Consider the following 25,274-nt stretch of genomic DNA (forward strand, 5'->3'; position numbering starts at 1 on the left):
CTCGGTCACAGTCGCTTGACTCCCTTGATGCGTCCGGCGCGTGAGGCGCGGCTCCGTGCGGCCTTCACGCGCAGGCCGCCGCGCTGGGTGCCGATCCTGAGGCCGGTGCCGGAGGAGAGCCAGCCGGAGGCGACGTCGGCGCCGTTGCCGCCGCCGGCGTCGGCGAGCGGGTCGTTCTCGGCCCGGCGGGCCAGGGCCATGATGAGCGGCACCGTGAAGGGCGCGAGGAGCAGGTCGTACACGGCCGCGGTGAACAGCAGGAATCCGAGGCCGACATGGCGGGCGGCGGTGTCGCCGACGAGGGCGCCCACGCCCGCGTAGAGGAGCGTGGAGCCGACGGCCGCGGCGACGACGACGGCCATGGGGCCGGTCGCGGAGGTCAGCCGGCCGTTCTCGGGCTTCGCGAGGCCGACGAGGTAGCCGATGACGCAGAGCACGAGGGCGTAGCGGCCGGCGGCGTGGTCGGCGGGCGGGGCGAGGTCGGCGAGGAGGCCGGCGGTGAAGCCGATGAGCGAGCCGCTGACCGGTCCGTAGACGAGGGCGAGGCCGACGACGGTGAGGAGGACGAGGTCGGGGACGGCGCCGGGGAGCTGGAGGCGGGCGAGGACGGAGACCTGGACGACCAGGGCCACCACGATCAGGGTGGCGGAGAGGAGGATCCGGTTGAACTTCACGGTGTCACGCCCCCCTGGTCCTGCTGCGCCTGCTGGTTCTGGTCCGGCTTCTGTCCCTGCTGGGTGCCGTCGGCGGCCTGTTGTCCGTCCGGTGGTGGCGGTGTGACGGTGACCGTGACGGTCGGCGCGGGCTTGGGCTTCTGCGGCAGGACCATGTCGCGGGGGTCGGAGCGCGGGGCCTGGACGACGACGCCGACGATGTCGAGCTTGGTGAAGCCGACGTACGGGCGGACGTAGACGTTGCGGGTCAGGCCGCCGCCCGCCGGGTCGACGCGGACGACCTCGCCGACCGGGACGCCGGGCACGAAGGGCTTGTCGGCGCGCGAGCCGAAGGTGACGAGCCGGTCGCCGGGCTTGACCTTGGCCTTGCCGTTGAGGAGCTGGACGAGGAGGGGGCTGTCGCCCTGCCCGGTGGCGAAGCCGAGTTCGTCGCTCTTCTCCATGCGGGTGCCGACGGTGAAGTCGGGGTCGTTGGCGAGGAGGACCGTGGCGGTGGAGGGGCCGACGGTGGTGACGCGGCCGACGAGCCCGGAGCCGTTGAGCACGGTCATGTCCCGCTTGATGCCGTCGCGGGCGCCGACGTCGATGGTGACGGTCCAGGAGAAGCCCTGGGCCGCTCCTATGGCGATGACCTGGGCGCCCTTGATGCCGTACTGCCCGGCGCCGGCGGTCTTGAGCATGGTGTCGAGCTCGTGCAGCCGGTTGCGGTTGCGGTCGTCGCTGCCGAGCTTCGCCTTGAGCTCGGCGTTCTCCTTCTCCAGAGCGGCGATCCGGGTGTGCCGCTCGCCGGAGTCCCGTACCGCGCCTATGGCGTTGCCGACGGGATCGACGGCGGCCGCCACACCGTTCTCGACGGGCCCGAAGACCGCTGCTGCGGCCTGCCGGGCACCGTCGACGGGTGACTCCTGACCGCCGCGGATGTCCACCGTGATCAGTGCGAACGCGATGGCGATCAGCAGCACCAGGAGCAGCCGGCTCTCTCGTGTGTCCCTCACGTGCGGCGGCCGTGCCTTTCCTCGTGGTTCGGTTGTTCGGCTGTGCGGGTGAAGCTGTACGGGTGGAGCCGTACGGGTGAAGCGGTGCCGCTAGCGGCGGGGCTGGGCGTCCAGCACCTGCTGGAGGGCCTCGAACTCCTCCACGCACTTGCCGGAACCGAGCGCCACCGAGTCCAGCGGGTCCTCGGCGATGTGGATCGGCATGCCGGTCTCGCGCCGGAGGCGCTCGTCGAGGCCGCGGAGCAGAGCGCCGCCACCGGTGAGAACGATGCCGCGGTCCATGACGTCACCGGAGAGCTCCGGCGGGCACTTGTCGAGGGTGGTCTTCACGGCGTCGACGATCGCGTTGACCGGCTCCTCGATGGCCTTGCGGACCTCGGCGGCGGAGATGACCACGGTCTTGGGCAGACCGGAGACGAGGTCGCGGCCGCGGATCTCGGTGTGCTCGTCCTTGTCGAGGTCGTACGCGGAGCCAATGGTGATCTTGATCTGCTCGGCCGTGCGCTCACCGAGGAGGAGCGAGTACTCCTTCTTGATGTGCTGGATGATCGCGTTGTCCAGCTCGTCGCCGGCGACCCGGATGGACTGTGCCGTGACGATTCCGCCGAGGGAGATGACGGCGACCTCGGTGGTGCCGCCGCCGATGTCGACGACCATGTTGCCGGTGGCCTCGTGGACGGGGAGGCCCGAGCCGATGGCCGCCGCCATGGGCTCCTCGATGATGTGCACCTGGCGGGCGCCGGCCTGGGTCGACGCCTCGATCACGGCGCGGCGCTCCACTCCGGTGATGCCGGAGGGCACGCAGACCACGACGCGGGGGCGCGCCAGGTAGCGGCGCTTGTGGATCTTGAGGATGAAGTAGCGGAGCATCCGCTCGGTGATCTCGAAGTCGGCGATCACGCCGTCCTTGAGCGGGCGCACGGCGACGATGTTGCCGGGGGTCCGGCCGATCATCTTCTTCGCCTCGGCGCCGACCGCGAGGATGCCTCCGGTGTTGGTGTTGATGGCGACGACTGACGGCTCGTTCAGAACGATGCCTCGACCTCTGACGTACACCAGCGTGTTGGCGGTCCCGAGGTCGACAGCCATGTCACGGCCGATGAACGACATTGTGTTCCCCTTGATTTCCCATGGCTGAGAGTGGTGCGGCGTGGAGTTTTCCATCGTAGTGCCGCCCGCACGGATGGCGCGCGGTGGTCCACCTCTGTACAGGTGACGGCAGGACGCGGCGATCCGTTCCCGGGATTGGCGTTCATATGCCGGGGGGCGACCGAAATTCCTTCGGTCGCCCCACAGGGTGCTTCGTTTGGCTGACCCCTGGTCAGATCAGACGAGACCCGGGAAGAAGATCTTCAGCTCGCGGGCCGCCGACTCCTCGGAGTCCGAGGCGTGGATCAGGTTCTCCCGGACGATGGTGCCGAAGTCGCCGCGGATCGAGCCCGGAGCGGCGGCGATCGGGTCGGTCGGGCCGGCGAGCGTGCGCAGACCCTCGATGACCCGCTCACCCTCGACGACGAGCGCGACGACCGGACCGGACTGCATGAACCCCATCAGCGGCTCGTAGAAGGGCTTGCCCTTGTGCTCGCCGTAGTGCTGCTCCAGCGTGTCCTGGTCCAGCTCGCGCAGCTCCAGGGCCGTGAGGGTCCATCCGGCCTTGCGCTCGATGCGGCCGATGATCTCGCCGATCAGGCCACGGCGGACGGCGTCGGGCTTGAGCAGGACGAGCGATCGCTGGCTCACGGGGGAACTCCTTCGGAAAAGCGGTGTGCGGGACCTCCGAGGCTACAGGGCCCGGCCGCCCCACGATTACGCAGCGTCAGGCCCTGCCGAGGCCTGTGCGGCCCAGCGGGCCTTGACCTCGTCGATCCGCCGCCCGTAGTGCACCGAGGCCCACCACAGGCCGGCGAAGACCGCGCCGAGGAAGAACATGGTGGGGACGACGAAGCCGCTGAGGATCAGCCCGACCTGCAGGGCCCAGCCGAGCTGCACCCCGCCGGGGCGGGTGATCATCCCGCACAGCAGCACCGAGAAGACCATGGCCACGCCGCAGACCCACCACACGGTGGAGCTGGAGAGGCCGTCGTCCTTCATGGCGACGAGACCGGCGAAGCCGATCACGAAGAACTCGCCGATGAGCGTCGAGGAACAGAGCACACGCATCGGATTCAGCCCCTCCGCAGCAGCAGCCGGGCGTCGCCGACCGTGAAGATCGAACCGGTCACGAGGACACCCGCGCCGCCGTACTCGGCCTCTTCCTCCGCGAGGGTGATGGCCGCCTCGATGGCGTCGGGCAGCCGCGGCTCGACGACGACCCGGTCCTCACCGAAGACCTCGACCGCGATCGCGGCGAGCGCGTCCACGTCGGTGGCCCGCGGGTTGGAGTTGGCCGTGATCACGACCTCCGCGAAGATCGGCTCGAAGGCCTCCAGGAGACCCTTGGCGTCCTTGTCCCCGCTCGTGGAGACCACACCGATGAGCCGGGAGAAGCCGAAGGCCTCGCTGATGCCCTCCGCCGTCGCCCGCGCGCCGTGCGGGTTGTGCGCGGCGTCCAGGACGACGGTCGGCGAGGAGCGGACGATCTCCAGGCGGCCCGGCGAGGCCACCTGGGCGAAGGCCCTGCGGACGGTGTCGAGGTCCAGGGTCCTGGCGTGCTCGGCGCCGATCCCGAAGAAGGCCTCGACGGCCGCGAGCGCCACCGCGGCGTTGTGCGCCTGGTAGGCGCCGTGCAGCGGCAGGAAGACGTTGTCGTACTCGCCGCCGAGGCCGCGCAGGGTGAGGAGCTGGCCGCCGACCGCGATCTCGCGGGAGGCGATGCCGAACTCCATGCCCTCGCGGGCCACGGTCGCGTCGGCCTCGACGGCCTTCTTCAGCAGGACCTGGGCCGCGTCCACCGGCTGCTGGGCCAGGATGACGGTCGCGCCCTGCTTGATGATCCCGGACTTCTCGGCCGCGATCTCGGCGGTCGTCCCGCCGAGCCGGTCGGTGTGGTCGAGGTCGATGGGGGTGACGACGGCGACGGAGGCGTCGATGACGTTCGTCGCGTCCCAGGTGCCGCCCATGCCGACCTCGACGACGGCCGCGTCGACCGGGGCGTCCGCGAAGGCCGCGTACGCCATTCCGGTGAGGACCTCGAAGAAGGAGAGCCGGTACTCCTCGCGGGCGTCGACCAGCTCCACGTACGGCTTGACGTCCTGGTACGTCTCGATGAACCGCTCGGCGGAGATCGGGGCGCCGTCCAGGCTGATCCGCTCGGTGATGGTCTGCACGTGCGGCGAGGTGTAGCGCCCGGTGCGCAGCTCGAAGGCGCCGAGCAGGGCCTCGATCATGCGGGCCGTCGACGTCTTGCCGTTGGTGCCGGTGATGTGGATCGAGGGGTACGCGCGCTGCGGCTCGCCGAGGACGTCCATCAGGGCCGCGATCCGCGTGACGGACGGCTCCAGCTTGGTCTCGCCCCAGCGGGTGGACAGCTCGGTCTCGACCTCGCGCAACGCCTTGTCCAGCTCGGGGTCCTCGGGACGGCCGGGCACGGGGTCGCCCGGGGGCGGGCCGCCCTGGGTGCGCAGGGTGCGGCTGCCGGCCTCGATCACCGCCAGGTCGGGGTCGCGGTCTGTCTCGGTGTCGACGATGTCGTCGAACTGGTCATTCGGGTCGCTCGGCTCGCTCACGGGCCCAGTCTACGGAGCGGTACCGACAGGACATTGGACCCACCCCTTTCGGGACTTTCGGTCCCCCGTCCGCCGGACCCGCCCGGCAAACTCGGCGATCATGGACATGGGGATCGACCTCGGCACGGCCGACACGCTCCTCTACGCCCCCGGCCAGGGCATCGTGCTCGACGAACCGGCCGTGGTGGCGGTCCAGGAGGGCTCGCGGCACGCGCTCGCGGTCGGTGCGGAGGCGAAGGAGACCATCGGCCGTACGCCCGGTTCGATCACCGCGATCCGCCCGCTGCGGGACGGCGTGATCAGCGACTACGAGGCGGCCGAGGAGATGATCCGGCACCTCGTCCGCTGGGGGTCCCCCCAGGCCCCCAGGGCCTAGGGGGACGTCCCGGGCCGCCGCCGGCCCCGCACCCGGATGGTGGTGTGCGTGCCCAGCGGGGTGACCCAGGTCGAGCGGCGGGCCATCGTGCACGCCTCTCCGCGGGCGCCCGCGCGGTCCATCTGATCGAGGAGCCGATGGCGGCGGCGATCGGCGCCGGCTCCCCGTCTCCTCCCCGCGCGGCTCGATGGTCGTCGACATCGGCGGCGGTACGACCGAGGTGGCGGTGATCTCCCTCGGCGGGATCGTCACGGCCCAGTCGCTGCGGGTGGGCGGCGACCGTCTCGACGCGGCCGTCACGGACTTCGTCCGCAAGGAGCACGCGCTCCTCATCGGCGAGCGGACGGCCGAGGACGTGAAGGTGGCGATCGGCACGGCCTGGCCGGTGCCGGGCGACGAGGAGCGGGAGCGGCGGACGTTCACCGTCCGGGGGCGGGAGAAGGTCAGCGGTCTGCCGAGGACGGTGGAGCTGACGGTGCCGGAGGTGCGGGCGGCGCTCGACGAGCCGGTGGAGGCGATCATCGCGGCGGTACGGGCGACCCTCGAGGAGTGCCCGCCGGAGCTGTCCGGCGACGTGAGGGAGCACGGCATCGTCCTGACCGGCGGCGGGGCGCTGCTGCCGGGCCTGGACCTGCGGATGGCCTCGGCGACCGGCATCCCGGTCTTCGTCGCGGACGAGCCGCTGGACTGCGTGGCGCTGGGCTCGGGGCGGTGCGTGGAGGACTTCGACGGGCTGCAGCGGGTCCTGGGGAAGGCGGAGACGGTCCGCTGAGCTAGCGCTGCAGGCCCGTCGGGAGCAGAGCCGTCACCGCGTACGCGTGGCCTTCCCGGCGGGCGTTCAGCGTGCCGCCCATGCTGGTGACCCGCTCCTCCATGGAGAACAGGCCGGTGCCGGTCGAGACGGGCGCCGGGTCCGGCGGGCTCTTCGGCAGCGGGTTGCGCACCTCGATCCGCAGGTCGGGGCCCTCCACCGTGATCGCGACGGTCACCGGCAGGCCGGGGGCGTGCTTGGCGGCGTTCGTCAGGCACTCCTGGACGACCCGGTGGACGGCGGCCTGCCGGAGCGGGGACAAGGCCTTGGCCTCCTCGGCGACCGTCAGCTCGACGGGGCTGCCCATCCGTTCGCTCTCCCCGGCGAGCGCGGCGAGCCCTTCGAGACCGGGGGTGGCGGCGTCCCGGTCGGCGCGGCGCACGATCGTCTCGTTGAGCATGAGGTGGGCGCGCCGGGCGGTGTCCGCGAGCTCCTCGAAGTCCTGCTGATGGGCCTCGCCCCTGGCCCGTACGGCGAGGACCTCGGCCCGCACCGCGAGGACGGTGAGCTCGCGGCCGACCAGGTCGTGGACGTCCCGGCCGACGGAGATCCGCTCCTCCTGCACGGCCTGCCGGGCGGCGGCATCGCGGCGCTGGACCTCCAGGGCGCGGACGAGGTCCTGCCGGTACGCGGCGATGCCGACGCCCGCCGCGAGGACGCCGATCGGGACGACCAGGCTGAGGAAGTCGCTGAGGGTCTCGCCGTGCTCTGCGGGCCAGCCGGGCGTCAGGAAGAGGCCGTAGGCGACGGCGACGTACAGCAGGGTCGCGGCGATCGCGGCGCGCCGGCCCCGGTAGCGGCCGATCGAGTACAGCGCGAACTGGATCATGGTCAGTTCGTGCAGCCAGCCCATCAGGCCGAGCGCGACGACGTACGGGAGCCACGGCAGCCGCCTCCTGAGCACCAGCGTGGCCGCGCCGCCCGCGAGGACCAGGGTCGCGGTGACCCCGGTGAGGGAGTTGTCGGCGCGGGCGAGCCCCGGCACGTCCAGGACCATCAGGCCGAAGGCGAAGAGCGCGGCGACGATGTCGAGGGCGCGGGGCGAGACCGCCCACCGGTCCACGCGACGGCGGAGCGCGGGGACGGTGGGGAGGCGGAGCATGCCCTCCATCATCCAGGGTCTTTCGTCCCGGCGCCGTGGACCTGAAGTCCCGTCTGATGTGAGATCGGGCACTTCGTCCGAATTCTGCGGTGGACATGCGGAAGGGGCCCGGAACCGTGTGAAACGGTTCCGGGCCCCTCCGTCGCGTTACTAGGCCTGCGGCAGGGTCGCCAGCTGGGCCTGGATGCGGGCGATGTCCTCGTCCGCCTTGGCGAGGCGGGTGCGGATCTTGTCGACCACGTTGTCCGGGGCCTTGGCGAGGAAGGCCTCGTTGCCGAGCTTGCCCTCCGCCTGGGCCTTCTCCTTCTCGGCCGCCGCGAGGTCCTTCGCGAGGCGCTTGCGCTCGGCGGCGACGTCGATGGTGCCCGAGAGGTCGAGCGCGACGGTGGCGCCGGCGACCGGCAGGGAGGCGGTGGCGGAGAAGCCCTCGCCCTCCGGCTGGAGGCGCAGGATCTGACGGATCGCGGCCTCGTGCGCGACGAGCGGGGTGCCCTCGACGGTGAGGCGGGCCGGCACCTTCTGGGCGTCCTGGAGACCCTGCTCCTTGCGGAAGCGGCGGACCTCGGTGACGACCCGCTGGACGAGCTCGATCTCCTCCTCCGCGGCCTTGTCGCGGAAGCCACTGTCCTTCGGCCAGTCGGCGACGACGAGGGACTCGCCGCCGGTGAGCGTGGTCCACAGGGTGTCGGTGACGAACGGGACGATCGGGTGCAGCAGGCGCAGCATGACGTCCAGGACCTCGCCGAGGACGCGGCCGGAGACCTTGGCGCCCTCGCCGCCCGCGAAGAACGTGGTCTTCGACAGCTCGACGTACCAGGCGAAGACCTCGTCCCACGCGAAGTGGTAGAGCGACTCGCTCAGCTTGGCGAACTGGAAGTCCTCGTAGTACGCGTCGACCTGAGCGACCGTCTCGTTGAGGCGCGACAGGATCCAACGGTCGGTCGCCGACATCTCGGAGGCGTCCGGCAGCGGGCCCTCGATCGTGGCGCCGTTCATCAGCGCGAAGCGGGTCGCGTTCCAGATCTTGTTGGCGAAGTTCCGGGAGGCCTTGACCCAGTCCTCGCCGATCGGGACGTCCGCGCCGGGGTTGGCGCCGTTGGCCAGGGTGAAGCGGACGGCGTCGGAGCCGTAGGCGTCCATCCAGTCCAGCGGGTCGACCGCGTTCGGGTTGGACTTCGACATCTTCTTGCCGAACTCGTCGCGGACGAGACCGGTCAGGGCGACGGTCTTGAAGGGAACCTCGCCGTCCATCGCGTACAGGCCGAACATCATCATCCGGGCGACCCAGAAGAAGATGATGTCGTGGCCGGTGAGCAGGACGTCGGTCGAATAGAACTTCGCCAGGTCCGGGGTCTTCTCCGGCCAGCCGAGCGTGGAGAACGGCCACAGGCCGGAGGAGAACCAGGTGTCGAGGACGTCGGGGTCCTGGGTCCAGCCCTCGGCCTCGGTGCCGGGCGCGTCCTCGTCGGGTCCGACGCAGACGACCTGGCCCTCGGGGCCGTACCAGATCGGGATGCGGTGGCCCCACCACAGCTGGCGCGAGATGCACCAGTCGTGCATGTTGTCGACCCAGTCGAAGTAGCGCCGGGAGAGCTCCTTCGGGTGGATCTCGACGGAGCCGTCGCGGACGGCGTCGCCGGCGGCCTGCGCCAGCGGGCCGACCTTGACCCACCACTGCATCGACAGGCGCGGCTCGACGGTCGTCTTGCAGCGCGAGCAGTGACCCACCGAGTGCATGTACGGACGCTTCTCGGCGACGATCCGGCCCTGCTCCTTGAGCGCGCCGACGATCGCCGAGCGGGCCTCGAAGCGGTCCAGGCCGAGGAAGGGGCCGTGGACGGTGATGATGCCGTGCTCGTCCATGACGGTGAGCGAGGGCAGCTCGTGGCGGCGGCCGATCTCGAAGTCGTTCGGGTCGTGCGCCGGGGTCACCTTGACGGCGCCGGTACCGAACTCCGGGTCGACGTGGGTGTCGGCGACGACCGGGATCGTACGGTCGGTCAGCGGCAGCTTGATGTGCTTGCCGACCAGGTGCTTGTAGCGCTCGTCGTCGGGGTGGACGGCGACGGCCGTGTCACCGAGCATCGTCTCGGCGCGGGTGGTGGCGACGACCAGCGAGTCGTCGCCCTCGCCGTACCGGATGGAGACGAGCTCGCCGGCGTCGTCCTGGTACTCGACCTCGATGTCGGAGATGGCGGTCAGACAGCGCGGGCACCAGTTGATGATGCGCTCGGCGCGGTAGATCAGGCCGTCCTCGTAGAGGTCCTTGAAGATCTTCTGGACGGCCTTGGAGAGGCCCTCGTCCATGGTGAAGCGCTCGCGCGACCAGTCGAGACCGGCGCCGAGGCGGCGCAGCTGGCCGAGGATCCGGCCGCCGTACTCGTCCTTCCACTGCCAGACGCGCTCGACGAACTCGTCACGGCCCAGGTCATGGCGGGACTTGCCCTCCTCGGCGAGCTGCTGCTCGACCTTGTTCTGGGTCGCGATGCCGGCGTGGTCCATGCCCGGCAGCCAGAGCGTCTCGAAGCCCTGCATGCGCTTGCGGCGGGTCAGCGCGTCCATGAGCGTCACCTGGAAGGCGTGGCCCAGGTGGAGGGCGCCCGTGACGTTCGGCGGCGGGATGACGATGGTGTACGCCGGCTTCTCGCTCTTCGCGTCCGCCTCGAAGTACCCACGCTCTACCCAGCGCTCGTACAGCGGCCCCTCTACCTCGGCCGGCGCGTACGTGGTCGGCAGTTCGGTGGTGGGCGCTGTCTGCTGCTGAGTGTTCTCGGTCACGGGGCCAGTTTAGGGGTGTCGCGGTGCTGTCCTGAAACGCTTTGGTTCGGTAACGGTGTGGCCCCCGCCGCACCTGCGGCTCCTCGGTTCCGACAGGATGTTCGTTACGCATAAACATCCTGTGAGGGGAACCTGTCGATGAGCTACAACCAGCCGGGCCCGTACGGCGGCCAGCAGCCCGGTCCTTACGGCCAGCCGGGCCCTTACGGCCAGCAGCCGCAGCAGCCGGGCCCTTACGGCCAGCCGCAGGCTCCGCAGCCGGGTTACGGATACCCCCAGCAGGCCCCGCAGGGCGTCCCGCCGCAGCAGCCGCCGTACGGCTACCCGCAGCAGCCCCAGCAGCCCGGCCCCTACGGCCAGCAGCCCCAGTACGGCGCCCCCCAGGGCCCCGGCGGCTACATGCCCCACCCCCCGGCCCCGAAGAAGTCCAAGGCGGGCTGGATCATCGGCGCGGTCGCGGTGGTCGCGGCGATCGGCGTGGGCGCGTACTTCGTGCTGGGCGGGGGCGGCGCCTCGGTCGCGGACGACGGCCCGCACAAGCTGATCACGCCGGAGACGGTGCTGGGCGAGTACAAGAAGGCGCCGAACGAGAAGGACTCGGACGGGAAGAAGTTCCTGGAAGAGGCGGAGAAGACGGGCGTCAAGAACGCCACCCAGGTCGACGCCAGCTACAAGGTGGAGAACAAGGCCAACCCCATGGGGGCCAAGGCGCTCTCCTTCAGCGGCCTTTACGGCGAGATCGACGACCCCGAGAAGGTCGTCGACGGCATCTTCGCCGCGATCAAGGCGGATGCCGACAAGGACAAGGGCAAGGGCGACGAGCCGCAGCTGGTCGGCAGCCCCCAGGCGTACACCCCGGCGGAGGCCGACGGCGCTGTCCTCAAGTGCCAGCAGGCCAAGACGGAGGCCGACGCGAGCGCGGGAACCCCCGCGATGACCATGACCATGTGCGTCTGGGCCGACCACAGCACGGTGGGCTTCGTCGTTCCGATCGACGTGGCCTCGCTGCTCGCGGGCAAGGCCGGATCGGCGGAGGACTCCGCGTCCATCGCCGCCAAGCTCCGCAAGGAAGTCCGCGTCAAGGCCTGATCGGCGGCCCGTACACGGAGAAGGGGCGCCCCGCCGGTCGGCGGGGCGCCCCTTTCATGTCCGTACGGCTCAGGCCGACTTCTCGTGCCTGCCGTCGTTCTTCACGATCCGCGGGACCAGCGTCGGGTTGACGTTGTTGCGGACGACGTCGGCCGTGATGACCACGCGGGCCACGTCCTTGCGGGACGGGACCTCGTACATGACCGACTGGAGGACTTCCTCCATGATGGCGCGCAGGCCGCGCGCGCCGGTGCCGCGGAGGATCGCCTGGTCGGCGATGGCCTCCAGGGCCGGGCGGTCGAAGTCCAGTTCCACGCCGTCGAGTTCGAAGAGGCGCTGGTACTGCTTCACCAGCGCGTTGCGCGGCTCGACCAGGATCTGGAGGAGCGCCTCGCGGTCCAGGTTGTGGACGGAGGTGAGGACGGGGAGACGGCCGATGAACTCGGGGATCATCCCGAACTTCACCAGGTCCTCCGGCATGACCTCCTGGAACTGGTCGCTCGCCTCGATCTCGCGCTTGGAGCGGATGGTCGCCCCGAAACCGATGCCCTTGGCGCCCGCCCTCGACTCGATGATCTTCTCCAGGCCGGCGAAGGCGCCGCCCACGATGAAGAGCACGTTCGTCGTGTCGATCTGGATGAACTCCTGGTGCGGGTGCTTCCGGCCGCCCTGCGGCGGAACTGAGGCCGTCGTGCCTTCCAGGATCTTCAGGAGGGCCTGCTGGACGCCCTCACCGCTCACGTCACGCGTGATCGACGGGTTTTCGCTCTTACGGGCGACCTTGTCGATCTCGTCGATGTAGATGATCCCGGTCTCGGCCTTCTTGACGTCGTAGTCGGCCGCCTGGATCAGCTTCAGCAGGATGTTCTCGACGTCCTCACCGACATAGCCGGCCTCCGTCAGCGCCGTCGCGTCGGCGATGGCGAACGGGACGTTGAGCATGCGGGCCAGGGTCTGCGCGAGCAGTGTCTTCCCGGAGCCCGTGGGGCCGAGCAGCAGAATGTTGGACTTCGCCAGTTCGATGGCGTCGTCCCGGCCCTGCGCGCCGCCGTTCTCGCCGGCCTGGACGCGCTTGTAGTGGTTGTACACCGCGACCGAGAGGGCCTTCTTCGCGGGCTCCTGCCCGACGACGTACCCCTCGAGGAACTCGTAGATCTCGCGGGGCTTGGGGAGTTCCTCCCACCGCACCTCGCTCGTCTCCGCGAGTTCTTCCTCGATGATCTCGTTGCAGAGGTCGATGCACTCGTCGCAGATGTACACACCGGGTCCCGCGATGAGCTTCTTCACCTGCTTCTGGCTCTTTCCGCAGAACGAGCACTTGAGCAGATCGCCGCCATCACCGATGCGTGCCACGAGGTGCTTCCCCTTCGCCTGGGAGTGCTTGGTTCAGCGACTCCTGGTGCCTCATATTCGACGGTACCTTGCCGGGCCCCCCGTTCGGGCCCCCCTTGGCACGGTTCACATGGTCGCGATTCGGCCACGCGAGCCACGCGGACCCTGCGAACCACGCCGAGGGAAGGTCGGGCGTCAGCGCTCCGCGGAGGCCGTGCTCTTGCGGGTCGAGACGATCTGGTCGATCAGGCCGTACGCGAGGGCGTCCTCGGCGGTCAGGATCTTGTCGCGCTCGATGTCGTCGCGGATCTTCTCGATCGGCGTCGAGGAGTGCTTGGCCAGCATCTCCTCCAGCTGGTTGCGCATCCGCAGGATCTCGTTGGCCGCGATCTCCAGGTCGGAGAGCTGCTCACGGCCGGTGCCGCCGGACGGCTGGTGGATCAGCACGCGGGCGTTCGGCAGGGCCATCCGCTTGCCGGGGGTGCCGGCGGCGAGCAGCACGGCCGCGGCGGAGGCCGCCTGGCCCATGCAGACCGTCTGGATGTCCGGCTTCACGAACTGCATCGTGTCGTAGATGGCCGTGAGGGCGGTGAAGGAGCCGCCCGGGCTGTTGATGTAGATCGAGATGTCGCGGTCCGGGTCCATCGACTCCAGGCACAGCAGCTGCGCCATGACGTCGTTGGCGGAGGCGTCGTCGATCTGCACGCCGAGGAAGATCACGCGCTCCTCGAAGAGCTTCGCGTACGGGTCGTACTCGCGGACGCCCTGCGAGGTGCGCTCGACGAAGCGCGGAACGACGTAGCGGTTGTCCATCGGCGCGCCGGTGTAGAGGCCGCTCGGGGAGAGGTTGTTCTGCATCTGGGTGTTCACCGTCCTGGTGGCGTTCGGCGGGGGGCTGGGGCTCTGGGGCTGGCTGCCGGCGCTCAGGCGCCCGTGCCGCCGCCGCCCGGAACACCCGCGGCGTGCGTGATGATGTCGTCGATGAGGCCGTAGTTCTTGGCCTCCTCCGCGGTGAACCAGCGGTCACGGTCGCCGTCGCGGATGATCGCCTCGACAGTCTGGCCGGAGTGCTGCGCGGTGATCTCGGCCATGCGCTTCTTCGTACGCAGGAGGTACTCGGCCTGGATCTTGATGTCGGAGGCCGTGCCGCCGATGCCGGCGGAGCCCTGGTGCATCAGGATGTCGGTGTTCGGCAGCGCGAAGCGCTTGCCGGGGGCGCCGGCGGTGAGCAGGAACTGGCCCATGGAGGCCGCCATGCCCATACCGATGGTGACGACGTCGTTCGGGATGAACTGCATGGTGTCGTAGACCGCCATGCCGGCCGTCACCGAGCCGCCGGGGCTGTTGATGTACAGGAAGATGTCCTTCTCCGGCTCGGCGGCCAGGAGGAGCATCTGGGCGGTGATCTTGTTGGCGATCTCGTCGTCGACCTGCTGGCCGAGGAAGATGATGCGCTCGCCGAGCAGCCGGTTGTAGACATGGTCGCCGAGGCCGCCACCGATGGACGGCTCACCCGCGGCGTAAGGCTTCAGATTCGTCACGTATCCACCTGCTCGTCTCCGACGGCCCCGGGCCGTCTCAGCGTCTCGTTCAGAGGGCACTGCCCTCGTATTCATGGACCCTAACGCGCAGGTAGGACAACGCCATCCCGGTTCCCGAACTGTTCGCTGGGAGCGCAAGGTAGTTGGGGGCGCGTAAGCGGGTCCGTGTACGTCCACGGGCCCGTACGCACAGCTGTGCGTACGGGCCCGTGGAGCAGGGTCCGCCAGGGGCGGGGGCCCTTACTTGTCCTCGGAGACCTCGGCCTCGCCGGTGACGGCCTCGACGGCCTCGGCGGCCGTCTCGAGCTCGTCCTCGTCGTCGGAGAGGTCGACGACCTCACCGTTGGTGTCGACGACCTTGGCGGCCTCGACGACGACCGCGAGGGCCTTGCCGCGGGCGACCTCGCCGACGAGCATCGGCACCTGGCCCTGCTGGGCCACGGCCTGGGCGAACTGGTCGGGGCTCATGCCGGAGGAGGCGGCACGGCGGAACAGGTGCTCGGTGAGCTCCTCGCGGGAGACGTCGAGCTTCTCCTTGTTGACGAGCTCATCGAGGATGAACTGCGTCTTGATGCCCTTCTCGGCCTGCTCCTTGGTCTCGGCCAGGAACTCTTCCTCGGTCTTGCCCTGGATCTCCAGGTACTTCGCGAGGTCGAGGCCCATCTGGCCGAGCTGGTGGTGCTCCAGGTTGTGCTTGCGGGTGTTGATCTCGTCCTCGAGAAGCTTCTCGGGCATCGGGACCTCGACCAGCTTGAGGAGCTCGTCGAGGACGCGCTCCTGGGCCTGGGTGGCCTGGTCGAACTGCTTCATGTTCTCGAGGCGCTTGCGGCTGTCGGCCTTGAGCTCGTCGAGGGTGTCGAACTCCGACGCCATCTGCGCGAACTCGTCGTCGAGCTCGGGGAGCTCACGGGCGGCGACGGTGGTGACCTTGACGGTGACCTCCGCGTCCTTGCCCTCGGCGGAGCCGCCCTTCAGCTGCGAGGTGAAGGTGGCCTCGCCACCGGCCTCCAGGCCCTTGACGGCCTCGTCGATGCCGTCGAGCAGCTCGCCCGAACCGATGGTGTACGAGACACCGTCGGCGACACCGTCGGGGAGGACCTCGCCCTCGACCTTGGCCTCGAGGTCGATCGTGACGACGTCGCCGTCCTGGGCGGCGCGCTCGACCGGGGAGGTCGAGGCGAAGCGCTCGCGGAGCTGCTCCACGGACTTCTCGACGTCCTCGTCGGTGACCTCGACCGCGTCGACGGTGACCTCGATGCCGGAGTAGTCCGGGATCTCGATCGTCGGGCGGATGTCGACCTCGGCGGTGAAGGACAGCAGCTCGCCGTCCTTCAGCTCGGTGATGTCGACCTCGGGCTGGCCGAGCGGGTTGACCTCGGCCTCGTTGACGGCCTCGGTGTAGAACTTCGGGAGCGCGTCGTTGACGGCCTCTTCCAGCACGGCGCCGCGGCCGAACCGCTGGTCGATCACGCGAGCCGGGATCTTGCCCTTACGGAAGCCCTTGACCGTGACCTGCTGGTTGATCTTCTTGTACGCCGCGTCGAGGCTGTCCTTGAGCTCCTCGAAGGGCACCTCGACAGTGAGCCGAACCCGGGTCGGGTTCAGGGTCTCCACGGCGCTCTTCACGGTTAGGTCTCCTTGTGGCTGATTCCTGGAATCCACCGGGGCCGCGTGTGGCGGTTCCGGCGGGTCGGCCCGGTCAGAAAGACACACGGGCACGCAGCTTGCATAGTAACCGCAAGCGGGATGACGCCCACAACGTGATCAAGTAACGCGCGAACTCGGCGCGTGATCGTCATGGTCGGGGTGGCGGGATTTGAACCCACGGCCTTCCGCTCCCAAAGCGGACGCGCTACCAAGCTGCGCCACACCCCGTCGGTGCGACACGTAGGGTACATGGACGGGGACTGTGCGGCGCCCCCTGTTTTCGGGGTGTGCGCGAAGGGCCCCCGACCGGCTACCATGCTCCTCGTGCCGCGGTCCTCGTGACCTGCGGCGCGATGCTGTGCGGGTGTAGCTCAATGGTAGAGCACTAGTCTTCCAAACTAGCTACGCGGGTTCGATTCCCGTCACCCGCTCCACGAGCTCAGGGCCGGTCCGGAGAAGTCTTCTCCGGACCGGCCCTGAGGCGTTTCCGGATGCCGCGAGATGCCGGGTCCGGCGGGCGCGTGCAGACTGGGCTGAGCCCGGTCCCCCGCGTCGGAGGCAACCATGAAGGACCTGAAGTTCGAGCAGAAGCGCTCGCTGTCCCGCGCTGAGGCGGCCGATCAGCTGGTGGCGCTCGCCGCCGCCCTGAGAGAGGGCGGGGAGGCCGAGCTGAGCCTGGGGTCGGGGACGACACTGAGCCTGCGGATCCCCGACGAGATGCGCTGCGAGGTGGAGTTCGAGGTGGGCGACGGGGAGGTCGAGCTGGAGGTCGAGTTCACCTGGCCGACGGGCCGGCCCCGGAAGAGCGCGCCGCCCGCCGAACCGGCGTCCACGAAGCCCGCGAAGACGGCGAAGCCCGCCAAGCCCGCCAAGGCCGCCAAGCCGGCTAAGCCCGCCCCGTCGGCGAAGACGGCGAAGACGGCGAAGTCCACGAAGCCCGCGAAGTCGGCCAAGGCCGCGAAGGCTTCGAAGCCCGCGTCCGTGGGCCAGGCGGCGGCCGGTGGTAAGTCACCGACGGCCGAGCGGCCGTCCGCCAAGCCCTCGTCGGCCGCCGGGGACGGCGGCAAGGCGAAGCAGGCCGCGTCGAAGTCGTCCTGAGCAGCGCGGGCGGGTGTCGGTCAGAACTTGATGGACGCCACCGTCTGCGTTATCGAGTCCAGGAAGCGCTGGATGTCGTCGGCCATGCCGGTGGAGGCGAGGAAGAAGCCGAAGAGGACCGCGACCACGGCTGGCCCGCCCTTGAGGTTCCCCCCTCGGATCAGCACCACCAGGATGATTGCCAACAGCAACACCACAGACAGTGAAATGGCCACAACTGATCACACCCTCGGTCGGTCCCACCTTGCCCACCAGGGAGCCCCTGTCTCGGAACACCCCCCGCTGTCTCCATCGTGCCACCAACCCCCCTGCCCTCGCTGCCGGGTGACGAATCGTCGTGCAGAAGATCACGTCAGACGGGGCGGGAGAGGAGCAGCAGCGCGCGGTCGTCGTTGACGTCCTTGGCGACGGCCTCGATCAGGTGCCAGGCGACGCCCTCGAAGCCTTCGGCGACACAGCGGTCGGCCTCGCCGGTGAGACGGTCGATGCCCTCGGCGATGTCCCGGTCGGCGGCCTCGACCAGGCCGTCGGTGAAGAGCATGAGGACGTCGCCGGGGCGGAGCGAGCCCTTGACCGGGTGGAACTCGGCCCCGTCGTAGACGCCGAGGAGGGGGCCGTCGGCGGCCTTCTCCTCCCAGCGCCCGCTGCCCGCGTGGAGCTGGAGGGCGGGCAGGTGGCCGGCCGAGAACAGTTCGTAGTCGCCGGACTCCAGGTCGAGGACGAGATGGATCGAGGTGGCGAAGCCCTCGTCCCAGTTCTGCCGGAGGAGATAGCCGTTGGCCGCGGGGAGGAAGCCGTGCGGCGGGAGCGAGCCGAGGAGTCCGCCGAAGGCGCCGGAGAGCAGCAGGGAGCGGGAGGCCGCGTCCATGCCCTTGCCGGAGACGTCGGTGAGGACGACCTCCAGGGTGCGTCCGCCGTGGGTGCGGGCGGCGACGACGAAGTCGCCCGAGAAGGACTGGCCGCCGGCCGGGCGCAGCGCCATCTCGCGGTGCCAGCCCTTGGGGAGCCGGGGCAGGGCGCTCTGGACGCGGATGCGTTCGCGCAGGTCGAAGAGCATGGTGCCGCCGCGCCGCCAGGGCACGCCGACCCGGGCCCGGAACTGGGCGATGAGCAGCCCGAAGAGTCCGCAGGCGGCGACGACCAGGACGGTGCCGGGGGTGACCCGGGCCGGGCCCTGGGTGTACGGGCCGAGGACGACGGACTCGACGATGAGGGCACCCGCGGCCGCCGCGTACAGGGCGAGGAGGCTGGCGGGGCGCAGCAGCAGGCCGCCGGCGACGATCGGCAGGACGAGCGCGGCGGGCGCGCACCAGACGGGGTCGAGGAGGGTCCCGCACGCGATGGCGGGAATCATCAGAAGGAGTCCCGCGAAGGCGAGCCAGTCCGCGCCGTCGCCGCGGAAGTAGTCGACGGCGGACCTGCGCAGCGCGACGCGGGCCCGGCGCACGCGCCTGCGTGTCCGGGCCGCGTACGTGTTCACTCCGGCGCGCTGTCCCATTGGCCTGGACCCTATCCATCCCGTCGGACATCGTGCAGGGGTACCCCCGTGACAATGTGCGTGAAATCGGGTCGCCCCGGACGCGCGCCGCTGATATCGATGGCATATGACGACTGAACTGCGGGTTCTCGACCCGTCGGAGTGGGACCGCTGGTACGGGGTGCTGGAGCTTGCGTTCGGTGGGGTGCCGGAGGCGCCGGAGGAACAGCAGCTGTGGCGCGATCTGACCGAGTTCGACCGTTTCCTGGGCGCCTGGGACGGCGACCTGTGCGTGGGTACGGCGGGGGCGTTCACGTTCCGGCTCACGGTGCCGGGCGGGGCGTCGGTCCCGGCGGGCGGGGTGACGATGGTGAGCGTGGCGGGGACGCACCGGCGGCGCGGGATCCTGACCTCGATGATGCGGCGGCAGCTGGACGACGTACGGAGCTGGGGCGAGCCGCTGGCGGTGTTGACGGCCTCGGAGCCGGAGATCTACGGGCGGTTCGGCTACGGGGCGGCGACGTACGCGGCGCTCGCGACCATCGACAGGACCCGCGTGCGGCTGACCGTGCCGGAGGGCGCGGACGACGTGACGCTGCGGGTGACGACCCCGGCGGAGGCGTTGGAGGCGACCGAGGCGGTGTACGCGAAGCTGGTCGCCGGCCGGCCCGGGATGCTGGCGCGCCGGCCCGGCTGGGAGCGGCAGGCGCTGCTCGACCCGCCGGGTGACCGGGCGGGCGCCTCGCCGCGGCTGTGCGTGCTCGCCGAGCGGAGCGGCGAGGTCGTCGGGTACGCGCACTACGCGATCAAGCCGAACTGGTCCTTCGCGGGGGCCGACGGTTCGGTCTCGGTGCACCAGCTGGCCGGTCTCGACCCGGTTGCGGAGGCGGCGCTGTGGCGCTTCCTGTGTTCGGTGGACCTGACCACGAAGGTGAAGATCCACAGCCGCCCGGTGGACGACGCCTGGCAGCACCTGGTGACGGAGGTCCGGCGCTGCGAGCCGACGCTGCGGGAGGTGTTGTTCGTGCGGCTCGTGGAGGTGGGCGCGGCGCTGGAGGCGCGGACGTATCAGGCGCCGGTGGACGTGGTGTTCGAGGTCGCGGACGCGTTCTGTCCCTGGAACGAGGGCCGGTGGCGGCTGACCGGGGACGCGAAGGGGGCGACCTGTGTGCGGACGTCCGATCCCGCGGATCTCGCGTTGTCCGTGCGGGAGTTGGGCGCGGCGTACCTGGGCGGGACCTCGCTGGTTTCGCTGGCGTCGGCCGGGCGGGTGCGGGAGCTGCGGGAGGGGGCGCTGGTCGAGGCGTCGGTGGCCTTCGGATCGCCTGTCGCGCCGTGGCTGCCGCACGGGTTCTAGGGGACAGCTAGCGGGTCTGGCAGCTCGGGCACCAGAAGAGGTTGCGGGCTGCCAGGTCGGCCGTGCGGATCTCGCCCTCGCAGATGTGGCACGCCTGGTTCGCGCGGCGGTAGACGTAGACCTCGCCGCCGTGGTCGTCCACGCGGGGCGGGCGGCCCATGGCCTCGGGGGTGTGCTCGGGGCGGACCGTGTCGATGCGGTTCAGGCGGACGCCCTCGCGCATGAGGACCGCCAGGTCCTCCCAGATCGCGGTCCACTCCCCCGCCGTGAGGTCCTTGCCCGGGCGGTACGGGTCGATGCCGTGCCGGAAGAGGACCTCGGCGCGGTAGACGTTGCCGACGCCCGCGATGACCTTCTGGTCCATGAGGAGGGCGGCGATGGTCGTACGGGACTTCGAGATCCGGTGCCAGGCGCGCGCCCGGTCGTCGTCCTCGCGGAGCGGGTCCGGGCCGAGGCGGGCATGTATCGCCTGCTTCTCGGCGTCCGTGATCAGGGCGCAGGTGGTGGGGCCGCGCAGGTCGACGTACGAGTCGGGGTTCGCGAGGCGCAGGCGGACCGTGTCCGTGGGCGGCGGTGCCGGGGCGTCGCCGAAGTCGACCTTGCCGAAGAGGCCCAGGTGGATGTGGATCCATTCCTCGCCGGGGAAGCCCAGGAAGAGGTGCTTGCCGTGGGCCTCCGTCGTCTCCAGGGTCGCGCCGTCGAGCAGGGCCGCCGAGTCGGCGAACTTGCCCTGGGGGCTGGAGACGCGCACGGGCCGGCCGCCGAACCGCTCGCGGTGGTCGGCGGCCAGCCGGTGGATGGTGTGCCCTTCGGGCATCAGGCGGTCGGCTCCTGCGGGTGGTGCGCGGGGATCGGGGGGAGCTCGCCGGTGGTCTCGTACGCGGTGAGCATGTCGATCCGGCGGGTGTGACGCTCGTCACCGGAGTACGGGGTGCTCAGGAAGATCTCGACGAACTTGGTCGCCTCTTCCTGCGTGTGCATCCGGCCGCCGACGGAGATCACGTTGGCGTTGTTGTGCTCGCGACCGAGGGCGGCGGTCTGCTCGCTCCAGGCGAGGGCGGCGCGGACCCCCTTCACCTTGTTCGCGGCGATCTGCTCGCCGTTGCCGGATCCGCCGATGACGACGCCGAGGCTGTCCGGGTCCGCGGCCGTCTTCTCGGCGGCACGCAGGCAGAACGGCGGATAGTCGTCGAGGGCGTCGTAGATGTGGGGACCGCAGTCGACGGGCTCGTGGCCGTGTGCCGTGAGCCACTCGACGAGGTGGTTCTTTAGTTCAAAGCCGGCGTGGTCGGAACCGATATAGACGCGCATGATGCCGAGTGTGGCACGTCAGGGCCCGGGTAGCAGGCATCGGGGTCGGGACCTTCACCCGACCTGGTACGGACCTTCGACTCTCGCGAGGTCGCCCGTACAACGATCCGGAATGAGGTCTTCCGATCATCCCTGCTGACGGGGTTCAATGCTCGGGCTCGCGACCCGAGCACCCCCCACACACGAGGAAGCGTCTGTGAACACGCAACCGACCCTGACGAAGAACGGCGAGGAGACCGGCACCACCGGGGCTTCGCACTCCTCCGACGGCCTCAAGGCCGGGCTCAAGAACCGCCACCTGTCGATGATCGCGATCGGCGGCGTCATCGGCGCCGGTCTCTTCGTCGGCTCCGGCTCCGGCATCGCCGCGGCCGGCCCCGCGATCCTCCTCTCCTACGCACTCGTCGGCGCCATGGTCGTCTTCGTGATGCGGATGCTGGGCGAGATGGCCGCCGCCAGGCCGTCCTCCGGCTCCTTCTCGGCCTACGCGGACCGGGCGCTCGGCCGTTGGGCAGGTTTCACGATCGGCTGGCTGTACTGGTTCTTCTGGGTCGTCGTCCTCGCCGTCGAGGCGACCGCGGGCGCCAAGATCCTGGAGAGCTGGGTCCCGTCCGTGCCGCAGTGGGGCTGGGCGCTCATCGTGATGGTGGTGCTCACGATCACCAACCTCGGCTCCGTCGCCTCGTACGGCGAGTTCGAGTTCTGGTTCGCCGGCATCAAGGTCGTCGCCATCGGCGCCTTCGTGGTCATCGGCATGCTCGCCGTCTTCGGCGTGCTGCCCGGCTCGGACAACCCGGGCGCCGGGTTCGCGCACCTCACCGACAGCGGGGGCTTCTTCCCGATGGGCGCGGGCGCGGTCCTCACCGGTGTGCTGATGGTCGTCTTCTCGTTCATGGGCAGCGAGATCGTCACCCTGGCCGCCGGCGAGTCCGAGGACCCGCAGAAGGCGGTCACCAAGGCGACCAACAGCGTCATCTGGCGGATCGGCGTCTTCTACCTGGGCTCGATCTTCATCGTCCTGACACTGCTGCCGTGGAACGACAAGTCGATCGTCGAGAAGGGCTCGTACGTCGCCGCCCTCGACTCCATCGGCATCGGGCACGCCGGCCAGATCATGAACGTGATCGTCCTGACGGCTGTCCTGTCCTGCCTGAACTCGGGCCTGTACACGGCCTCCCGCATGGCCTTCTCGCTCGGTCAGCGCGGTGACGCGCCGAAGGCCTTCGCCAAGGTCAACAAGCGGGGCGTGCCGACGGCCGCGATCCTCGGCTCGGTCGTCTTCGGCTTCGTCGCGGTCTTCTTCAACTACAAGTGGCCGGACACCGTCTTCGCCTTCCTGCTGAACTCCTCCGGCGCCGTCGCGCTCTTCGTCTGGCTGGTCATCTGCGTGACCCAGCTGCGGATGCGCGGCATCATCCTGCGGGAGACGCCGGAGAAGCTGGTCGTGAAGATGTGGCTCTTCCCGTACCTGACCTGGGCGACCATCGTCATGATCGTCGCCGTGCTCGGCTACATGGTCTACGACGGCGGCAGCAACCGTGAGCAGGTCGTGCTGTCCCTGCTCGTGGCCGCGCTCGTGATGGCGATCGCGGTGGTCCGCCAGCGGCTCGGCAAGAACGCCGGCGCCGAGGAGCTCGAGCGCGTGTAGCTCGCTCGTCCACGCACATCGGGCACACGAAAGGGCCCTGCCGCTCCCCCGAGCGGCAGGGCCCTTCGCGTACGCGTGCGGGATCAGCCCTTGCGGCCGACGAGCTTCCAGGCGGCCGGCAGGGCGCCCATGGCGAGCGCGGCCTTGAGGGCGTCGCCGATGAGGAACGGGGTGAGGCCGGCGGCGACGGCCTGGCCGAGGGTCATGCCGGTGGCGAGGGCCAGGTACGGCACGCCCACCGCGTAGATGATCGCGGAGCCGAGCACCATGGCGCCGGCGGTGCGGAGCACGGAGCGGTCGGCGCCGCGGCGGGCGAGGGCGCCGACCACGGTCGAGGCGAGGAGCATGCCGAGGATGTACCCGAAGGACGGCATGCCGTAGCCGGAGGAGCCCTCCGCGAACCACGGCATGCCCGCCATGCCCGCCACCGCGTACAGGGCGAGGGCGAGGAAGCCGCGGCGCGCGCCGAACGCGGTGCCGACGAGCAGCGCGGCGAAGGTCTGGCCGGAGACCGGGACCGGGGAGCCGGGGACCGGGACCGAGATCTGCGCGGCGAGACCGGTGAGGGCGGCGCCGCCGACGACCAGGGCGATGTCGCGGGCGCGGCTCGCCGGGATGAGGTCGGCGAGGACGGTGCCCGCCCGGAGGGAGCGGGCGGGGGCGGCGGCGGTGCTCATCGGTGTACTCCGCGGGGTGAGGGTGACGGGGAGGGGACAGGTTGACGGTATGCCAGGAGTGAACGGCCGATCACCGTCAGCCGCCGACAAAGCGGCGGTCGAGCGTTTAGTGGAGATCGAACAAAGGCCTCCGATCATGCAAGGCGCCACGTGACGCTTGTCACTGGGAACTCGTGCGTGGAGGTCCCTTTTGCGCCAAGGGACGTTCACTGGAGAGACTGTGGAGTCTCCATAAACCGTCAGAGAGTGCGAGCCTCCACATGCACGACCCCCTCACCCCCGAACCGGAGCCCCTCTCCCACGGTCTGAAGCAGCGTCATCTGACGATGCTGGGGCTCGGCGGGGTCATCGGCGCCGGTCTTTTCGTCGGCTCGGGCGCCGGCATCGCCGTCGCCGGGCCCGGCATCGTGGTCTCGTATCTGATCGCCGGCGCGCTCGCGATGCTCGTCATGCGGATGCTGGGCGAGATGTCGGCGGCGATGCCCGCCTCGGGGGCGTTCTCGGTCCACGCCGAGCGGGCGCTCGGCCGCTGGGCGGGGTTCTCAGTGGGCTGGCTGTACTGGTTCCTGCTGGTCGTGGTCCTCGCCGTGGAGGCGACGGGCGCGGCGCGGATCGCGCACGGCTGGGCGCCGGGGGTGCCGCAGTGGGGCTGGGTGCTGGTCTTCATGGTCGTGTTCACCCTCGCCAACCTGGCGGCGGTGAAGAACTTCGGCGAGTTCGAGTTCTGGTTCGCGGCACTCAAGGTCGGCGCGATCGTGCTCTTCCTGGTGCTCGGCGTGCTCGCGATCGTGGGCTGGCTGCCCGACACCGACCCGGTGGGGCTCACGAACCTGACCGGGCAGGGCGGCTTCCTGCCGAACGGCTGGTCGGGGGTGGTCTCGGGGGTGCTCGCCGTCGTCTTCGCCTTCGGCGGTCTGGAGGTCGTCACGATCGCGGCGGCCGAGTCGGACGACCCGGCGCGCAACGTGGCGCGGGCGGTGCGCAGCGCGGTCTGGCGGATCCTCCTCTTCTATGTGGGCTCGATGCTGGTCATCGTGACGCTGCTGCCGTGGACCTCCATGAAGCCGGGCGAGTCTCCGTACGTGGCGGTCCTGGACGCGATCGGGGTGCCGGGGGCGGGGCAGATCATGAACGTGGTGGTGTTCGTGGCGCTGCTCTCGGCGCTCAACGCGAACCTGTACGGGTCGTCCCGGATGGTGTTCTCGCTCGCGGAGCGCGGGGAGGCTCCGAAGGGGCTGCTCAAGGTCTCGGGCGACGGGGCGGCGGGCGGGGGCGTCCCGCGCCGGGCGGTGCTCGCCTCGGTGGCCTTCGGCTTCGTCTCCGTACTTCTCAATCTGAAATGGCCGGATTCCGTCTTCCTGTACATGCTGAACGCGGTCGGAGCGGTGCTGCTCTTCGTCTGGGCGCTGATCGCGGTCTCGCAGCTGCGGCTGCGGCGCCGGATCGAGCGCGAGGCACCCGAGACGCTGAGCTTGCGGATGTGGGCCTTCCCGTGGCTGACGTGGGTGGCGCTCGCCGCGATGGGCGCGGTGCTCGTCCTGATGCTGTGCGACGACGGGGCGCGGCCGCAGGTGCTGTGGTCGGCGGGGGCGACCGGGGCCGTCCTGCTCGTGGCGTGGGTGCGGGAACTGCGCACGAACCGGAACTGATTCTTCACCTTGTGTGAAGGTCGTGACCGTATAGCGGACTCCGGTTC

Annotated in this window: 22 protein-coding genes, 2 tRNA genes and 1 pseudogene; 7 read left to right on the forward strand and 18 right to left on the reverse strand. The window is 70.2% G+C overall.

Going from position 1 to position 25,274, the window contains the following annotated elements:
• Positions 1-5: 5 nt before the first annotated feature.
• The 6 genes from mreD to folC form a co-directional block, all read right to left on the reverse strand.
• Positions 6-674 (reverse strand): rod shape-determining protein MreD, encoded by a 669-nt coding sequence (gene mreD / locus ACN9M0_RS11755; RefSeq protein ID WP_366035774.1) that lies wholly within the window; start codon positions 672-674, stop codon positions 6-8.
• Positions 671-1,669 carry a rod shape-determining protein MreC gene (gene mreC, locus ACN9M0_RS11760; RefSeq protein WP_366035773.1) on the reverse strand — a complete coding sequence of 333 codons (999 nt, stop codon included), beginning with the start codon at positions 1,667-1,669 and terminating at the stop codon, positions 671-673. The genes mreD and mreC overlap by 4 nt, the downstream gene beginning before the upstream one ends.
• Positions 1,670-1,759: 90 nt before the next feature.
• Positions 1,760-2,779: a rod shape-determining protein gene (locus ACN9M0_RS11765; protein ID WP_017239313.1), complete on the reverse strand. Its 1,020-nt coding sequence runs from the start codon at positions 2,777-2,779 to the stop codon at positions 1,760-1,762.
• A gap of 216 nt (positions 2,780-2,995) precedes the next feature.
• Positions 2,996-3,409: a nucleoside-diphosphate kinase gene (gene ndk / locus ACN9M0_RS11770; RefSeq protein ID WP_366035772.1), complete on the reverse strand. Its 414-nt coding sequence runs from the start codon at positions 3,407-3,409 to the stop codon at positions 2,996-2,998.
• Positions 3,410-3,475: 66 nt separating this feature from the next.
• Positions 3,476-3,829 carry a DUF4233 domain-containing protein gene (locus ACN9M0_RS11775; protein WP_366035771.1) on the reverse strand — a complete coding sequence of 118 codons (354 nt, stop codon included), beginning with the start codon at positions 3,827-3,829 and terminating at the stop codon, positions 3,476-3,478.
• A gap of 5 nt (positions 3,830-3,834) precedes the next feature.
• Complete coding sequence (folC, locus tag ACN9M0_RS11780; protein WP_366035770.1) at positions 3,835-5,334, reverse strand: bifunctional tetrahydrofolate synthase/dihydrofolate synthase; 1,500 nt, start codon at positions 5,332-5,334, stop codon at positions 3,835-3,837.
• A 100-nt stretch (positions 5,335-5,434) separates the two neighbouring features.
• On the opposite strand from folC, the pseudogene ACN9M0_RS11785 reads away from it, so the two are divergent.
• A pseudogene (locus ACN9M0_RS11785) lies at positions 5,435-6,482 on the forward strand (rod shape-determining protein).
• A gap of 1 nt (position 6,483) precedes the next feature.
• Here the strand turns inward: ACN9M0_RS11785 and ACN9M0_RS11790 are convergent.
• Positions 6,484-7,623: a sensor histidine kinase gene (locus ACN9M0_RS11790; protein WP_366035769.1), complete on the reverse strand. Its 1,140-nt coding sequence runs from the start codon at positions 7,621-7,623 to the stop codon at positions 6,484-6,486.
• 150 nt (positions 7,624-7,773) lie between these two features.
• On the reverse strand, positions 7,774-10,401 hold the full coding sequence (locus ACN9M0_RS11795; RefSeq protein WP_426403560.1) for a valine--tRNA ligase: 2,628 nt from the start codon (positions 10,399-10,401) through the stop codon (positions 7,774-7,776).
• Between the two features lie 138 nt (positions 10,402-10,539).
• Here ACN9M0_RS11795 and ACN9M0_RS11800 point away from each other — a divergent pair, with 138 nt between their 5' ends.
• On the forward strand, positions 10,540-11,490 hold the full coding sequence (locus ACN9M0_RS11800; protein WP_399698167.1) for a hypothetical protein: 951 nt from the start codon (positions 10,540-10,542) through the stop codon (positions 11,488-11,490).
• A gap of 69 nt (positions 11,491-11,559) precedes the next feature.
• On the opposite strand, the gene clpX is transcribed toward ACN9M0_RS11800, so the two are convergent.
• The 5 genes from clpX to ACN9M0_RS11825 form a co-directional block, all read right to left on the reverse strand.
• Positions 11,560-12,843, reverse strand: coding sequence for an ATP-dependent Clp protease ATP-binding subunit ClpX (gene clpX / locus ACN9M0_RS11805; RefSeq protein ID WP_015033605.1), 1,284 nt, complete (start codon positions 12,841-12,843; stop codon positions 11,560-11,562).
• A 174-nt stretch (positions 12,844-13,017) separates the two neighbouring features.
• The gene (locus ACN9M0_RS11810) at positions 13,018-13,680 is read right to left on the reverse strand and encodes an ATP-dependent Clp protease proteolytic subunit (RefSeq protein ID WP_366035908.1); all 663 of its coding nucleotides are present in this window, start codon (positions 13,678-13,680) and stop codon (positions 13,018-13,020) included.
• Positions 13,681-13,745: 65 nt separating this feature from the next.
• Positions 13,746-14,363, reverse strand: a complete 618-nt coding sequence (locus ACN9M0_RS11815) for an ATP-dependent Clp protease proteolytic subunit (RefSeq protein ID WP_366035766.1) — start codon at positions 14,361-14,363, stop codon at positions 13,746-13,748.
• Positions 14,364-14,603: 240 nt separating this feature from the next.
• Positions 14,604-15,989, reverse strand: coding sequence for a trigger factor (tig, locus tag ACN9M0_RS11820; RefSeq protein ID WP_366035765.1), 1,386 nt, complete (start codon positions 15,987-15,989; stop codon positions 14,604-14,606).
• 172 nt (positions 15,990-16,161) lie between these two features.
• A tRNA-Pro gene (locus ACN9M0_RS11825) sits at positions 16,162-16,238 on the reverse strand.
• Positions 16,239-16,370: 132 nt separating this feature from the next.
• Here ACN9M0_RS11825 and ACN9M0_RS11830 point away from each other — a divergent pair.
• Together ACN9M0_RS11830 and ACN9M0_RS11835 are read left to right on the forward strand one after the other, a co-directional pair.
• A tRNA-Gly gene (locus tag ACN9M0_RS11830) sits at positions 16,371-16,444 on the forward strand.
• A 130-nt stretch (positions 16,445-16,574) separates the two neighbouring features.
• Positions 16,575-17,108: an amphi-Trp domain-containing protein gene (locus ACN9M0_RS11835; protein ID WP_426403561.1), complete on the forward strand. Its 534-nt coding sequence runs from the start codon at positions 16,575-16,577 to the stop codon at positions 17,106-17,108.
• Positions 17,109-17,128: 20 nt separating this feature from the next.
• On the opposite strand, the gene ACN9M0_RS11840 is transcribed toward ACN9M0_RS11835, so the two are convergent.
• Complete coding sequence (locus tag ACN9M0_RS11840) at positions 17,129-17,323, reverse strand: hypothetical protein (RefSeq protein ID WP_015033610.1); 195 nt, start codon at positions 17,321-17,323, stop codon at positions 17,129-17,131.
• Between the two features lie 137 nt (positions 17,324-17,460).
• Positions 17,461-18,606, reverse strand: a complete 1,146-nt coding sequence (locus ACN9M0_RS11845) for a PP2C family protein-serine/threonine phosphatase (RefSeq protein ID WP_366035763.1) — start codon at positions 18,604-18,606, stop codon at positions 17,461-17,463.
• Positions 18,607-18,712: 106 nt separating this feature from the next.
• Between ACN9M0_RS11845 and ACN9M0_RS11850 the strand changes: the two genes are divergently transcribed.
• The gene (locus tag ACN9M0_RS11850) at positions 18,713-19,942 is read left to right on the forward strand and encodes a GNAT family N-acetyltransferase (protein ID WP_366035762.1); all 1,230 of its coding nucleotides are present in this window, start codon (positions 18,713-18,715) and stop codon (positions 19,940-19,942) included.
• 7 nt (positions 19,943-19,949) lie between these two features.
• Here the strand turns inward: ACN9M0_RS11850 and ACN9M0_RS11855 are convergent, their stop codons facing one another.
• Both ACN9M0_RS11855 and ACN9M0_RS11860 read right to left on the reverse strand, forming a co-directional pair.
• Complete coding sequence (locus ACN9M0_RS11855; RefSeq protein ID WP_366035761.1) at positions 19,950-20,759, reverse strand: Fpg/Nei family DNA glycosylase; 810 nt, start codon at positions 20,757-20,759, stop codon at positions 19,950-19,952.
• Complete coding sequence (locus tag ACN9M0_RS11860) at positions 20,759-21,253, reverse strand: ribose-5-phosphate isomerase (RefSeq protein WP_366035760.1); 495 nt, start codon at positions 21,251-21,253, stop codon at positions 20,759-20,761. The genes ACN9M0_RS11855 and ACN9M0_RS11860 overlap by 1 nt, the downstream gene beginning before the upstream one ends.
• A 196-nt stretch (positions 21,254-21,449) precedes the next feature.
• Here ACN9M0_RS11860 and ACN9M0_RS11865 point away from each other — a divergent pair, with 196 nt between their 5' ends.
• A complete protein-coding gene (locus ACN9M0_RS11865) occupies positions 21,450-22,901 on the forward strand; it encodes an amino acid permease (RefSeq protein WP_366035759.1) in 1,452 nt (483 codons plus the stop codon).
• Between the two features lie 83 nt (positions 22,902-22,984).
• On the opposite strand, the gene ACN9M0_RS11870 is transcribed toward ACN9M0_RS11865, so the two are convergent.
• Entirely contained in the window at positions 22,985-23,578 is a 594-nt protein-coding gene (locus tag ACN9M0_RS11870; protein WP_366035758.1) for a biotin transporter BioY, read from the reverse strand.
• A gap of 260 nt (positions 23,579-23,838) precedes the next feature.
• On the opposite strand from ACN9M0_RS11870, the gene ACN9M0_RS11875 reads away from it, so the two are divergent.
• Entirely contained in the window at positions 23,839-25,227 is a 1,389-nt protein-coding gene (locus tag ACN9M0_RS11875) for an amino acid permease (protein WP_426403562.1), read from the forward strand.
• The last annotated feature ends 47 nt before the right edge of the window (positions 25,228-25,274 follow it).

The organism is Streptomyces sp. R-07 (assembly GCF_049913175.1).
GTDB lineage: Bacteria > Actinomycetota > Actinomycetes > Streptomycetales > Streptomycetaceae > Streptomyces.